The 12,994-nt window shown below is 73.2% G+C and carries 15 protein-coding genes; 7 read left to right on the forward strand and 8 right to left on the reverse strand.

Going from position 1 to position 12,994, the window contains the following annotated elements:
- Nucleotides 1-170 precede the first annotated feature (170 nt).
- A complete protein-coding gene (locus ACXJKA_RS13250) occupies nucleotides 171-1,943 on the forward strand; it encodes an ABC transporter ATP-binding protein (protein WP_456825671.1) in 1,773 nt (590 codons plus the stop codon).
- Here ACXJKA_RS13250 and ACXJKA_RS13255 read toward each other — a convergent pair whose 3' ends face one another.
- Together ACXJKA_RS13255 and ACXJKA_RS13260 are read right to left on the reverse strand one after the other, a co-directional pair.
- Nucleotides 1,944-3,209 (reverse strand): threonine/serine ThrE exporter family protein, encoded by a 1,266-nt coding sequence (locus tag ACXJKA_RS13255; protein WP_456825672.1) that lies wholly within the window; start codon nucleotides 3,207-3,209, stop codon nucleotides 1,944-1,946.
- A 49-nt stretch (nucleotides 3,210-3,258) separates the two neighbouring features.
- Complete coding sequence (locus ACXJKA_RS13260; RefSeq protein WP_456825673.1) at nucleotides 3,259-3,675, reverse strand: MarR family winged helix-turn-helix transcriptional regulator; 417 nt, start codon at nucleotides 3,673-3,675, stop codon at nucleotides 3,259-3,261.
- A 110-nt stretch (nucleotides 3,676-3,785) separates the two neighbouring features.
- Here ACXJKA_RS13260 and ACXJKA_RS13265 point away from each other — a divergent pair, with 110 nt between their 5' ends.
- From ACXJKA_RS13265 to ACXJKA_RS13285, 5 genes are read left to right on the forward strand one after another with little or no spacing between them, the layout of a single operon-like run.
- Nucleotides 3,786-5,669 (forward strand): ABC transporter ATP-binding protein, encoded by a 1,884-nt coding sequence (locus ACXJKA_RS13265; protein WP_456825728.1) that lies wholly within the window; start codon nucleotides 3,786-3,788, stop codon nucleotides 5,667-5,669.
- Nucleotides 5,666-6,013, forward strand: a complete 348-nt coding sequence (locus tag ACXJKA_RS13270) for a VOC family protein (RefSeq protein ID WP_456825674.1) — start codon at nucleotides 5,666-5,668, stop codon at nucleotides 6,011-6,013. Before ACXJKA_RS13265 ends, ACXJKA_RS13270 begins: the two co-directional genes overlap by 4 nt.
- Nucleotides 6,010-6,492: a hypothetical protein gene (locus tag ACXJKA_RS13275; protein ID WP_456825675.1), complete on the forward strand. Its 483-nt coding sequence runs from the start codon at nucleotides 6,010-6,012 to the stop codon at nucleotides 6,490-6,492. The genes ACXJKA_RS13270 and ACXJKA_RS13275 overlap by 4 nt, the downstream gene beginning before the upstream one ends.
- Nucleotides 6,493-6,533: 41 nt before the next feature.
- On the forward strand, nucleotides 6,534-7,151 hold the full coding sequence (locus ACXJKA_RS13280; RefSeq protein WP_456825676.1) for a DinB family protein: 618 nt from the start codon (nucleotides 6,534-6,536) through the stop codon (nucleotides 7,149-7,151).
- 5 nt (nucleotides 7,152-7,156) lie between these two features.
- A complete protein-coding gene (locus ACXJKA_RS13285; RefSeq protein WP_456825677.1) occupies nucleotides 7,157-7,972 on the forward strand; it encodes a hydrolase in 816 nt (271 codons plus the stop codon).
- On the opposite strand, the gene ACXJKA_RS13290 is transcribed toward ACXJKA_RS13285, so the two are convergent.
- The 6 genes from ACXJKA_RS13290 to ACXJKA_RS13315 are packed head-to-tail and all read right to left on the reverse strand — an operon-like array spanning nucleotide 7,965 to nucleotide 12,440.
- Nucleotides 7,965-8,426 (reverse strand): NUDIX domain-containing protein, encoded by a 462-nt coding sequence (locus ACXJKA_RS13290; RefSeq protein WP_456825678.1) that lies wholly within the window; start codon nucleotides 8,424-8,426, stop codon nucleotides 7,965-7,967. The two genes, ACXJKA_RS13285 and ACXJKA_RS13290, sit on opposite strands and share 8 nt — an antisense overlap.
- Nucleotides 8,423-8,938, reverse strand: coding sequence for an AAA family ATPase (locus ACXJKA_RS13295; protein ID WP_456825679.1), 516 nt, complete (start codon nucleotides 8,936-8,938; stop codon nucleotides 8,423-8,425). The genes ACXJKA_RS13290 and ACXJKA_RS13295 overlap by 4 nt, the downstream gene beginning before the upstream one ends.
- Before the next feature lie 2 nt (nucleotides 8,939-8,940).
- The gene (locus ACXJKA_RS13300; RefSeq protein WP_456825680.1) at nucleotides 8,941-10,077 is read right to left on the reverse strand and encodes a hypothetical protein; all 1,137 of its coding nucleotides are present in this window, start codon (nucleotides 10,075-10,077) and stop codon (nucleotides 8,941-8,943) included.
- Nucleotides 10,078-10,080: 3 nt separating this feature from the next.
- Nucleotides 10,081-10,656: a dCTP deaminase gene (dcd, locus tag ACXJKA_RS13305; protein ID WP_456825681.1), complete on the reverse strand. Its 576-nt coding sequence runs from the start codon at nucleotides 10,654-10,656 to the stop codon at nucleotides 10,081-10,083.
- 30 nt (nucleotides 10,657-10,686) lie between these two features.
- On the reverse strand, nucleotides 10,687-11,334 hold the full coding sequence (locus ACXJKA_RS13310; RefSeq protein WP_456825682.1) for a response regulator transcription factor: 648 nt from the start codon (nucleotides 11,332-11,334) through the stop codon (nucleotides 10,687-10,689).
- Nucleotides 11,331-12,440: a sensor histidine kinase gene (locus ACXJKA_RS13315; RefSeq protein WP_456825683.1), complete on the reverse strand. Its 1,110-nt coding sequence runs from the start codon at nucleotides 12,438-12,440 to the stop codon at nucleotides 11,331-11,333. Before ACXJKA_RS13315 ends, ACXJKA_RS13310 begins: the two co-directional genes overlap by 4 nt.
- A 136-nt stretch (nucleotides 12,441-12,576) precedes the next feature.
- Between ACXJKA_RS13315 and ACXJKA_RS13320 the strand changes: the two genes are divergently transcribed.
- Nucleotides 12,577-12,966, forward strand: a complete 390-nt coding sequence (locus ACXJKA_RS13320; RefSeq protein WP_456825684.1) for a DUF6069 family protein — start codon at nucleotides 12,577-12,579, stop codon at nucleotides 12,964-12,966.
- Nucleotides 12,967-12,994: the final 28 nt, after the last annotated feature.

A 12,994-nucleotide genomic window follows, 5' to 3' on the forward strand; every position in this document is an offset into this window, starting at 1 on the left:
GTGGGCGGTACCCAGGCGATCCTCGGCAACGCCAACGTAGCGCGATCCGGACATCCGTCGACCGCGACGGAGCCCACCACCGCGCCCCCGCGACCACCGTGTCGAATCGATCCGTTCTTCCACCGGGAAGGCGCTATCCACCGCCCGGTGCGGATGTCACGATGGAACCCGTGACCGACGGCCCCCACCCTCACCTCGCCGTGATCGACATCGATGGCGCCCACCCGGTGCGCTCGGTGTTCCGGCTCCTCGGAGCCCACCGCCGCCGGGTCCTCAGCGCCGTGGCGTTCTTCACCTTGAAGGACATCCCGCTCTGGCTCATGCCCGTGATCACCGGCAAGGTCATCGACGTCGTGGTCGCCGGGGGACCGACCAGCGAGCTCTGGCTGTGGGCCGCGATCGCGGTCGCGGCGCTGCTGCAGAACTACCCCAACCACGTGCAGTGGACCAAGCTCTTCATGGGCGCGGTCCGGCAGATCGGCGCCGACCTGCGCAACGGGCTGACCGCCCGGCTGCAGAGCCTGTCGATCGGCTTCCACTCCCGGGTCAGCGCCTCGATCGTGCAGACCAAGGTGGTCCGCGATGTCGAGAACGTCGAGGTGATGCTCCAGCAGATCGCGCATCCTCTGCTGAGCGCGACCATGGTGATGCTCGGCGCGATCGTCATGACGGCGCTGGCCGTCCCCGAGTTCCTGCCCGTCTACGCGCTGACCATCCCGCTCGCCGTGCTGCTGCGCGCCGTGCTCGCGCAGCGGTCGCGCGAGCGCAACGAGTCGTTCCGCCGGGAGGTCGAGCACTTCTCCGCGCGCGTCGGCGAGATGGCGACCCTCATGCCGATCACGCGCGCGCACGGCCTGGAGGCCACCGCCGAGGAGCGCGTCGCGGTCGGCGCCGAGGGCGTCCGGTCCGCCGGCTACCGGCTCGACGTCCTCAACGGCCGGTTCGCGTCGCTCAGCTGGGTAAGCCTGCAGCTGCTCGGCGTCCTGTGCCTGGTGCTCGCCGCCTGGGTGTCGATCACGGGGTTCATCACCATCACCGCCGGGCAGGTGGTGCTGCTCAGCTCGTACTTCGCGCTCATCACCGGCTCGGTGACCAACCTGCTCATGCTCCTGCCCATCGGCGCCAAGGGTCTCGAGTCGGTCCGGTCCATCGCCGAGGTCATGCAGGAGCCCGACCTCGAGGAGAACTCGGGCAAGCGTCGCGTCGAGCACGTCGAGGGTCGGCTCACGCTCGAGAACGTGCACTTCCGGTACCCCGACGCCACCGCCGACGCCCTCGACGGCATCGAGCTGACCATCGAGGCCGGCCAGACCGTCGCGTTCGTCGGCCCCTCCGGCTCGGGCAAGTCGACCGTGCTCAACCTCGCGCTCGGCTTCCTTCGGCCCACCGGCGGACGCCTGCTCCTCGACGGCGTCGACACCGCTCACCTCGACCTGCGCTCGGTCCGCACACACGTGTCGGTGGTGCCGCAGGAGTCGGTGCTGTTCGAGGGGTCCATCCGCGACAACGTCGCCTACGGCATGCCCAAGGTGTCCGACGAGCGCGTGCGCGCGGCCCTCGTCGACGCCAACGCCGCCGAGATCGTCGACGCCCTCCCCGACGGCTGGGACACGGTCGTCGGCGAGCGCGGCGCCCGGCTCTCGGGCGGCCAGCGCCAGCGCATCGCCATCGCCCGCGCCCTGGTCCGCGACCCCCGGATCCTGCTCCTCGACGAGGCCACGTCCGCGCTCGACCCCGAGTCGGAGGCCGCGGTCAAGGAGGCCCTCGCCCGGCTCATGCGCGGCCGCACGACGCTCGTCGTCGCGCACCGCCTGTCGACCATCCGCTCCGCCGACCGCATCGTCGTCCTCGACGACGCCCGCGTGGTCGAGGTCGGCACCCACGACGACCTGCTCGCCGCCGACGGCCGCTACGCCCGCCTGCAGCGCGCCCAGCAGGTCTGATCAGCGCTCGAACGCCCACGTGCGGTCGGTGAGCATCCGGGCGACGGCCAGCCCGATGGCGAGCGCGGCGACGACGAGCGCGGCCTGCACCCCGTAGTCGAGCGCCTCGACGGTCTCGCCGTTGGAGAGGTGGAACACCGCCCGGTAGACGAGCACGCCGGGCACCATGATCGTGACCGCCGGGACGTACACCGTGATGCGCGGGACGTCGAGCCGCGGCGCGATGACGGCGGTGAGCAGCCCGACCACGAGCGCGGCGATGGCGGCCGCCGCCTGGGGCGGGACCGTCGCCTCGACCAGGTGGATGCGCGGCACGTTGGCGACCATCCCCACGCTCGCCGCCGCCAGCGCGATCCGCCACGGGCTGTTGAACATGAGCGCGAAGCCGAGCACCCCGAGGAAGCTGGCGACGAGCTGCAGCGCGATCAACGGCCCTCCGCTGAGTGCCGCCGGGCTGGGCGGGTCGGGCGTGAGCCCGACGACGAGCGACAGCGCCCAGACGGCGAGCCCGGCCGACGTGAGGATCATCAGCGCGTAGGTCAACCGGGCGACCGCCGCCGAGAAGTCCAGCTTGGCCAGGTCGAGGAAGCCGGTCACCAACGGGAACCCCGGGATGAGGAACAGCACCGCCGACACGTACCCGACCTCGTGCCGGCCGCCCGTGACCCCCACCGCCTGCAGCAGCGTGACGAACCCGAGGTAGCCGAGGCACGCCACGGTCGCGGCGAGCATGGTGACGCCGAACTGGTTGAACCTGCGGTGCAGCATCGTGCGCCGCAGCGCCTGTCCCAGGTACGCCCCGACGAAGACGCCGGCGATCTCGACGACGCCCCCGTTGTTGAGGAACGAGAACGCCGCGCAGGCGATGGCTGCCCACAACGCGTTGAGCGGTACCGGGTAGAGCGGCGGCTTGCTGGCGATCCGGTCCAGCTCGGCGGTGACGTTCTCGACCGTGGCAGTCCCGGCGGTGTCGAGCCGACCGGCCAGGCGCTCCAGGCCCGCGAGCCGATCGACGTCGACGCCGATGCTGCGCACCTCGGTCACCTCGGTGCGGAAGCTCGCGCCGCGGTGCGAGGTGGTCGTGATCTCGGTGAGCGTCACGTGTGCCTCGTGCCGCTGGATCCCGAGCGCACGGGCGACCCGCGCCATCGACGCCTTGACCCGGTACGCGCCGGTGCCCGCCGACAGGCTCAGCCGCCCGACCTTCAGCACCACGCCGGAACGACGGATCAGCTCGAGCTCGTCGTCGTCCGGCGTCCTGGGCACGACCCCATGATGGCGTGTGCGCCGCCCGCCCACCGGGCCGATCGTCCCGCTATGGGCCCGCGACCACCCGGAGCATCCGCAGCAGCTCCGCCTGCTCGTCGGGCGACAACCGCGCCAGCCGCTCCGCCGCGCCCTCGTGCCGCTGCGCGGAGATCGCCGTCAGCAGGGCACGCCCGGACGGGGTCAGCTCCAGCAGGGTCGCCCGCCGATCGGTCGGATCGGGCAGCCGGCGGACCAGGCCGTCCTCCTCGGCGAGATCGACCTTCGAGGTCACCGACCGCGGCGCGACGTCCAACGCCGCCGCGAGCTCCCCGAGCCGCCGCGGCCCGTCGCACTTCTCGAGCGTCCGTAGCAGGCGCAGCTGCCCGGGCGTGGTGCCCTGGAGCTCCAGCCGGTCGGCGGCATCGCGCCGCACGCCCCGGAGCACGCCGTAGAGCAGCTCGAGCAGCTCCCCCGAATCGTCCACGGCGGTGAGGTTACCGCATGTTGTGAACCAGGCACATAGTGAGTTAACCTCAGCATCGGCCGCGCGGAGACCCCACAGCGCGGCACCACGAAGGAGGTGGGCCCGTGTCGATGGCCACCGGAAGCCCCAACATGCGCAGCTTCGCCAAGGACCGCACGGTCTCGGACCACAAGCTCACGCGCGAGACCCTCACGCGCATCCTCGAGTTCGCGCGCCCGTACCGCGCCAAGCTCGCGGTCTTCGTCGTCCTCATCGCCCTCGAGGCCGCCGCAGGCGCCGTGACCCCGCTGCTGTTCAAGAACCTCATCGACGACGGCATCGCCAAGGGCAATACGGCCCTCGTGCTGGGCATCGCGGCGGCCGTCGCCGCCCTCGCGATCATCGGCGCCGGCCTGTCCGTCGCCGACCGCTGGGTGTCGTCGCAGGTGGGCGAGGGCCTGATCCTCGACCTGCGCACCGCGGTGTTCGACCACGTGCAGCGCATGCCGCTCGCGTTCTTCAGCCGCGCCAAGACCGGCGCGCTCGTGCAGCGGCTCAACGGCGACGTCCTCGGCGCGCAGCAGGCGTTCACCAGCACCCTGCAGAACGTCGTGAGCAACTCGCTGACCATCGTCTTCGTGCTCGCGGCGATGCTGAGCATGTCGTGGCAGCTGACGCTGCTGAGCCTGGTCCTGCTGCCCGCCTTCGTCTTTCCCGCCCGCTGGTTCGGCAAGAAGATCGCGAAGATCACGCGCGAGAGCTACGAGCTCAACGCCGACGCCGCGCAGATCATGAACGAGCGCTTCAACGTGGCCGGGGCGCACCTGGTGAAGATCTTCGGGGACCCGGAGCGGGAGTCGGCGAACTACGCCGCCCACGTCGGCCGCGTCCGCGACATCGGCGTCACGCGCGCGCTGTACTCGACCTGGTTCCGCGTCGGCCTCACCACTCTCGCGTCCGTCGCCGTCGCGATCGTCTACGGTCTCGGCGGCGTCATGGCGATCCGCGGGCAGCTCACCGTCGGCGTCGTCGTCGCTCTCACCGCCTACCTCGGACGGCTGTACGGCCCGCTCACCGCGATGTCCAACGTCCAGGTCGACGTGATGACCGCGCTGGTCAGCTTCGAGCGCGTCCTCGAGGTGCTCGACCTGGAGCCGACCGTCGCGGAGAAGCCGGACGCCGTCGACCTGCGGCCGCAGGTGCAGGAGCGCGGCGCGAGCGTCGAGCTCGACGCCGTGGGCTTCCGCTACCCGGGTGCCGACGAGGTCTCGCTGGCCAGCCTCGAGTCCGTCGCGACCCTGCGCCACGAGCCGATCGACGACACGCTGCGCGACATCAGCTTCTCCGTGCCTGCCGGCCACATGGTCGCGCTCGTCGGCCACTCGGGCGCGGGCAAGACGACCATCTCGCAGCTGGTCACGCGCATGTACGACCCCACGCGCGGCTCGGTCAGGGTCGCCGGCACCGACCTGCGCGACGTCACGCACGCGTCGCTGCGCGCCACGGTCGGCGTCGTCAGCCAGGAGGCGCACCTCTTCCACGACACCATCGCGGAGAACCTGCGCTACGCCCGGCCCGAGGCCACCGACGACGACATCGAGCGCGCGCTCCGGCAGGCGCACATCGCGGACCTCGTCGCCAGCCTGCCCGACGGCATCCACACCGTCGTCGGCGACCGGGGCTACCGCCTCTCCGGCGGCGAGCGGCAGCGCCTGGCGATCGCCCGCCTGCTGCTCAAGGCCCCCGACGTGGTCGTGCTCGACGAGGCCACCGCCCACCTCGACTCCGAGTCCGAGGCCGCGGTCCAGGCCGCGCTGGACGAGGCCCTCGTCGGCCGCACGAGCATCGTCATCGCCCACCGCCTGTCGACCATCCGCCAGGCCGACTCGATCGTCGTGGTCGAGGCCGGCAGGGTGATCGACCAGGGCACGCACGCCGAGCTGCTCGCGCGCGGCGGCGTGTACGCGGAGCTCTACCGGACGCAGTTCGAGGGGACCGCTACGGTCGCCGCATGATCGGACGCATCGACGAGGTCGTCTTCGACTGCGCGAACCCGCCGGCGCTCGCGCGGTTCTGGGCCGACGTCCTGGGTGGCGAACCCGCAGGTCGCGACGACGACTGGCACTACGTCGACCCCCCCGGCTGGACCCGCGTCGCGTTCCAGAAGGTCCCCGAGGGCAAGGTCGTGAAGAACCGGGTCCACCTGGACGTCGAGGTCGCGGACATCGCCGCGGCGACCGCCCAGGCCGAGGCCCTGGGCGCGACGCGGGTCGGCGAGATCCACGTGGACACCGCCGGCTCGTTCCAGGTCCTGCTCGACCCCGAGGGCAACGAGTGGTGCGTGGTGAAGCCGGCGTGAGGCGCACCGCCGCCCTGCTCGTCCCCGTGGTTCTCGTCCTGAGTGTCTCGGCATGCGTGCCGGGCGGGTCCGGGGCGTCGTGCGCCGCCGACTACCCCTCCTACGCCACGACCGCGGAGCTCGAGGCCAGCGCCGACCTCATCGTGCGGGGCACGTTCACCGCGATGGCCGACGACGACTCCCAGGGCTTCCCGAGTACCGCCGCGACCGTCGACGTCGCGGCGACCTCGAAGGGCGACGCGACCCCCGGCTCGTCCCTCGAGATCGCCTACACCCGCTGCGACGACGTCGTGCAGCTGGGGCTGGAGGTCGGCGACGAGTACGTGATCCTGCTGGACGACCCCGGGGACGACGCGCCCCCGACCCCGGTGAACATCGCCCAAGGCTTCTACGCGGTCGAGGACGGCCGCGCCGTCGCCACCCCGGACAACTCGGTGCCCCTCGACCCTGCGACCCTCAAGACCCTGGGCCTGTCCTGAATCCTGTTGCGGCGGACGAGCCCAGGGTGAACGGTCAGGGCATGACCGTCCCCCCACGCCTCGCCCCCCTGCTGGCCGAGTACGACTTCGCCAGCGAGCGCCTCCTGCACCGCCTCACCGGCCCGACCGTGGACAGCGGCGACGGCGAGCAGGTCGAGGTCCCGCCCCTGACCGACGCCGAGCTCCTGTGGGAGCCGGTCCCGGGCGCCTGGACGATCCGCCGGCAGGTGGACGGACCGGGGGGGCTCGGCGCGACGAGGCTCGTCGGGTCCGGCGAGTGGGGTCACGACGGCGGCCGCCCGCACCCGTGGCCGCCGCCGGTCACGAGCATCGGCTGGCGGATCAACCACCTGACCAAGACGCTGGCCGGGCGCGCGGACCACACCGACGGCTCCCACACGCACACCGAGGCGGCCGACGAGCCGCAGGGCACCGCCGCCGGCGCGATCGCCCACCTCGCCGCGGCACTCGACGCGTGGCGTTCGACGCTCCTCGGGGCAGACGATGCCGCCCTCGACACCGTCGGCTACAGCACCTATCCCAACGGCTCCGACCCGGAGGACCTGTTCCTCGACACCGTCTGGTGGATGAACCAGGAGGTCGTCCACCACGGCGCGGAGATCGCCCTCCTCAGGGACCTCTACCTCCGGCTAGCGTGACGCACATGTCCTTCTGGATCTGCGCCACGTGTGCCGTCGAGAGCGCCGAGCAGTTCGACGTCTGCGCGATCTGCGCCGACGAACGCCAGTGGGTGCCCGCCACCGGTCAGCGCTGGACCACGCTGGACGAGCTCCGGGCGGAGGGCTACAAGGCGTCGATCGCCCCTCTCGAACCCGACCTGTTCGCCGTGACGAGCACCCCGTCCGCCGGCATCGGCCAGCAGTCGAAGCTGCTGGTCACGCCCGAGGGCAGCCTGCTGTGGGACCCGATCGGCTTCCTCGACGACGACGTGGTCGACGCGATCGCGGCGACGGGCACGGTCCGGTTCATCGCCGCGAGCCACCCGCACATGTTCGGCGCGCAGGTCGAGTGGAGCCGCGCGCTCGGCGGCGCCGAGGTGCTGGTCGCGGAGGCCGACGCCGGGTGGGTCAACCGCCCCGACCCGGTCATCCGCACCTGGTCCGGCGAGGAACAGATCCTGCCGGGCGTGACCCTGTCCCAGCCCGGCGGCCACTTCCCCGGCAGTGCGATCGCGCACTGGTCGGCCGGCGCCGAGGGCAGGGGCGTCCTCCTCACGGGCGACACGGTCTTCGCCAACCCCGACCGCTCGTCCGTGGCGTTCATGCGCAGCTACCCGAACCACCTGCCGCTGTCCGGCGCGGTCGCCCGCCGCGTCGCGGACCACGTCGACCGCTTCGAGTTCGACCGGCTCTACGGCAACTTCACCAACGTCATCGCCTCGGACGCCAAGGACGTCGTCCGCCGCTCGGCCGACCGCCACATCGGCTGGGTCGACGGGGCCTTCGATCACCTCACCTGAGCGCGTCCTCCAGCCGGTCCACGAACGCGGCCTGCGCGGTCACGAGGAGCCGCCGCGCCTCGTCGGGCGCGAACCAGCCCGCCCGGTCCAGCTCCGGCACCAGGAGCGTCCGCCCCGACCGCGGCGGCCACGCGATCTCGACCAGGTTGCTCACGATCGACGACGCGTCGAGATCGCCCTCCAGCGCCCACGCCGTCACGACCTTGCCGCCGCCCTGCTTCACGTCCCCGAGGGGGATGGGCTGACCGTCGGGCGCGGGCACCCCGAGCTCCTCGGCGAACTCGCGGGTGGCGGTGACCCAGGGGTCCTCGCCGGGCGACGGCTCCCCCTTCGGGATCGTCCACGCGCCCGCGTCCTTGCGCGCCCAGAACGGTCCGCCCATGTGCCCGAGCAGCACCTCGAGACCCGCCGTCCGCCGGAACAGCAGGATCCCGGCACTCGTCCGCGCGGTCACCGCGCCAGCCCCGCGAGGATCGCGTCGACGGTCTCGGACGCCGTCTGGTCGGAGGTGTCGAGCCACAGCCCGATCCGCGGGGTGCCGTCGCGCAGCCCGCGGTCGAGCTCCTCGACGGTCCACGTCCCGTAGCCGGTCTTGGTCCGTCCGGCCTCGCGCGCGTGCAGGGCAGCCGCCGACGGCGCCAGGACGACCACCCGCGGTCGGTGCCGGAACATCGCCACCCACGCCGGCAGGTCGTCGCCGAGCGCGATGTCCTGCACGACGGCGGTGAACCCGGCATCGGCGTACTCGTCGGCGACGAGCGCGGCCAGCCGGTACCGCAGCCGCAGCTGGGCGACGGCCTCGTCGGAGCCCTCCGGCACCATCTCGGCGCGTCCCGACACGACCATCCGCCGGAACACGTCCCCGCGCACGTGCACGGCCCGTGGCAGCCGCTCGGCCAGCAGCTGCGCGACGGTCGACTTTCCGGCCGCCATGACCCCGGTGATCAGGACCACCGAACCGGGCACGGTCAGACGTCCTCGGGGTCGACGAGGAAGTCCGCCTCGTCGGCGATCTCCCCGCCGATCGCCCCGTGCACGGCGCGGGCGACGGCCTGCACCAGCGGGGCGGCGCGGGACCGGGCGACACGGTGCTCGAACGACGGTCGCTCCGCCTCGAGCTCCTCGATGAACGGCGGCTCCCAGTGCACTCGGTACGCGACGACGCCCCCAACGGTCCACGGCAGGCCGCGCATCAGGGGCGGCAGCGTGGTCTCGGCGCCCGCCTCGACGGACAGGGTCCCGTCGTGGCCGAGGTCGACGAGCACCCCGTAGGCCTCGGGCGCCGGCGGCACGGCGATCATGATCTCGTCGTAGGCGGCCGCCTCGTCGAGCAGCCGCTTGCGCTCGACCTCGTCGGTGACCCCGTGCTCCTCCAGCGCGGCCGACAGCCCGCGCCCGCCGGCCTCGGCGACCCACTCCGGGCGGTCGCCGGAGTCGCGGCCGACCCCGGGCTGCGGTCCCGTCCAGGTGACGGTCACCTCGCTGAGCCGCGCGCGCGGCAGCACCGACTGCACGACCGCGAGGGCCTCGGCGGGCTCGAGCCACGAGTCGGACAGCACCGTGAGGTCGATCGCGCTGTCCACGTCGGGCGTGAGCACGATGCCGTGCTCACCCGTGCGCACCGTGCCGCCGAGCCGGCGCGCGGCGGCGACGAGCCACTGCAGCACCCGCTCCTCCTCGCGGATCGGCATCGCCTCCGGGAACGCCCGCTTGAGTCCGTCACGGTCCCCGCCGGGATACGGCGGCTCGCCGCGCTCGCGCGGGCAGGCCAGCACGTAGGCGAGGGCCGACGTCGTCGGCAGGCCCAGGCTCACGGCGTCGTCGGGCTCGACCCGGTACGGACCCGTGAGCGTCGAGAGCCGGGCCAGCCGCAGCGCGCGGGCCGGCGTGGTCGACGAGCCGACGGCGCGGATGCCGAGCGCCGCCGTCATCGGCCCCATGATCCCGCGGGGCTGCGGGAGCTCGCCGTCCTCCCAGCGCGCCTGCGCGAACCGGCTGATGGCCAGCACCTCGACCTCGTCGACCCCCACGTCGTCGGGCAGCGCGAGGATGTGCCGGGTCCGCAGCGCGGGGTCCTCAGCCCTGAGACGAGGCAGGCTCGCCATGGCTCAGACGTCCGTCCGGTGGAAGTTCTGCCACGACCGCGACGCCGTCGGGCCGCGCTGGCCCTGGTACCGCGAGCCGTACTGGGACGACCCGTAGGGGTGCTCGGAGGCCGACGACAGCCGGAAGAAGCACATCTGCCCGATCTTCATGCCGGGCCACAGCAGGATCGGCAGCGTCGCCACGTTGGACAGCTCGAGGGTCACGTGACCGGAGAAGCCGGGGTCGATGAAGCCCGCGGTCGAGTGCGTGAGCAGGCCGAGCCGACCGAGCGAGGACTTGCCCTCGAGGCGTGCGGCGATGTCGTCGGGAAGCGTCACGGCCTCGTACGTCGACCCGAGCACGAACTCGCCGGGGTGCAGCACGAACGACTCGCCCGCGGAGACCTCGACCAGCCGCGTCAGCTCCGGCTGGTCGGCCGCGGGGTCGATGAACGGGTACTTGTGGTTGTCGAACAGCCGGAAGTACCGGTCGAGCCGCACGTCGATGCTGGAGGGCTGGAGCATGGCCGGCTCGTAGGGGTCGAGGGCCACGCGGCCCGACTCGAGCTCGGCCTTGATGTCACGGTCGGAGAGCAGCACGGGGCCACGGTAGTCCGGTTGGCCGTGCGGTCAGGGCAGGTCCGCATCCCGGGCCAGCAGCGCCACCTGCGTGCGGTTCTCCAGCCCCAGCTTGAGCAGGACGCTGGAGACGTGCGCCTTGACCGTGGCCAGCGAGACGAACAGCTCGCGGCAGATGTCGGCGTTGCTCGCCCCGCGCCCGATCGCCGCGACGACGTCCCGCTCGCGGTCGGTCAGGAGGCCCAGCGACGCCCGCGCCGCCGCCCGGGAGCCACCCGCCCGGGCGGTCGCGTCCATGAGCCGACGGGCCACCCGCGGCGACAGCACCGGCTCGCCCGCGGCGGCCGCGAGCACGGCCTCGACGATGCGCTCGGGGTCGGTGTCCTTGAGCAGGTAACCGCTCGCGCCGGCGTGCATCGCGGCCTCGACCTCGTCGGCGGTGTCGAACGTGGTGAGGACGACGACCGCCGGCGGGTCCTGCCGCCGCCGCACCGCCCGGGTCGCCGCGATGCCGTCCACGCCGGGCATGCGCAGGTCCATGAGGACGACGTCGACGGGGTGCGCGTCGAGCGCCGCGGGCACCGCGCCGCCGTCCGCCGCCTGCGCGACCACCGAGATCCCGCGCGCGCCGTCGAGCATGAGCGTCAACCCGGAGCGCACGAGCGCGTCGTCGTCGACCACGAGCACCCGGACGGTCACGCCTCCCACGGTAGCCACACCTCCAGCGCGAAGCCGTCCGCCGTCGACGCCGCCGACACCGTCCCCCCCAGCAGCTCGATCCGCTCGGTCAGCCCGATCAGGCCGGTCCCGGTCCCCGGTCCGAGGCCGCGGCCGCCCGGCCCGTTCACCACGCGCACCCGGAGCCCGTCGTCTCTGCGCACGACGACGTCGACGGCCGAACCCGGGGCGTGCCTCCGCGCGTTCGTCAGGCCCTCCTGGCACGTCCGGTAGACGGCCAGGCCGACCGCGGCGGGCACGACGAGCTCGGCCACCTCCAGCGAGACCCGCGCTCCCGCCCTGCGCTCCTGCTCCACCAGCGCGACCACGTCCGCGATGCCCGGCGTCGGCCGCAGCTCCTCCGGCGACTCCCGCAGCACGCCGATCACGGCCCGCAGCTCGTCCAGCGCCTCACCCGCGGCAGTCCGCACGACGCCCGCGGCCGCCTGCACCTGCTCCGGCGACAGGTCCGACCGATACTCCAGCGCGCCCGCGGTCGTCGCCAGCAGCGTCAGCCGGTGCGCCAGCGTGTCGTGCATCTCCCGCGCGATCCGCGTGCGCTCGGCGTTGCGCGCCTCGGCCACCTTGCGGCTCTGCTCCTGCTCGGCGCGCCGCGCCCGCGCCCGCCACTCCTCGACCAGCGCGTCCCGCGTCCGGCCGTAGGCGCCCCAGCCCAGCAGTGCCGCGTGCACGGCGACGTCGCACAGCAGCCACCACCCGAGCGGCAGCCCCACCGACCGCCACAGCGCCTGGACCGCGTGCCCGACGATGCTCGCACCCGCCACGGGGATGGCGATCCTCAGCCGCTCGCGCCGCGCGACGACGTACGTGCCGGCCGTGGCGGACGGGGTCGCGGCCGGGCTCAGCGCGGAGAGGACCCCGAGCAGGGCGCCACCCAGCAGCGGTCGGGTGCGCAGGAGCGGCAGGACCGCCATGGCAGCGACCCCGAGCAGCAGGTCAACCGCGAGCGGCACGCCGTCGCCCCGGGCGGCCCACGCGGCGAAGAAAGTGAGCGCGGCCATCCCCGCCAGCAGGCCGAGCAGCACGGGGACACCGGGAAGGTCGCGACGGGACGGGGAGCAGCTCATGGCGCCGAGCGTAGGAACGCCACGGCGCGGCCCACCACCGACCAAAGGAGGGGGCCGACGGGCACCTCCGGCCGACGACGCGCACGACGACGCCGACGAGGGTCGATGGCGTCCACCTCGACGTCAGGAGAACCTCATGTCCCGTCCGATCCCCGTCTGGCTCGTCGCCGTCACCGCCACCGCGCTCGCCGTCGCCATCTGGGTCCTCGCGGTCCCGGTCGCCGGCGTCGACCTGGAGGCGGGCCAGCCCCCACTGACCGTCGGCCCCGCGTCCGTCGTCGTCGTCGCTCTCGTCGCGACGCTCGGCGGCTGGGCCGTACGCACGTGGCTGAAGAACCGCACACCGGTCGCCTGGTGGCTGACCTGCGGAATCGTCCTGCTCGTGTCGTTGCTCGGCCCCCTCGGCGCGACGACGCCAGCGGCGCGGGGCACCCTGCTCACGCTCCACTTGGTGGTCGGCACGGTCATCGCCGTCGGCCTGGACCCGCGCCGCGTCCGGGTCAGGGCGCAGGTCCTCGCCGCCTGAGCGGGATGGGGGCCGATGAGGGTTTTCT

Source organism: Cellulomonas sp. P5_E12 (genome assembly GCF_054049315.1).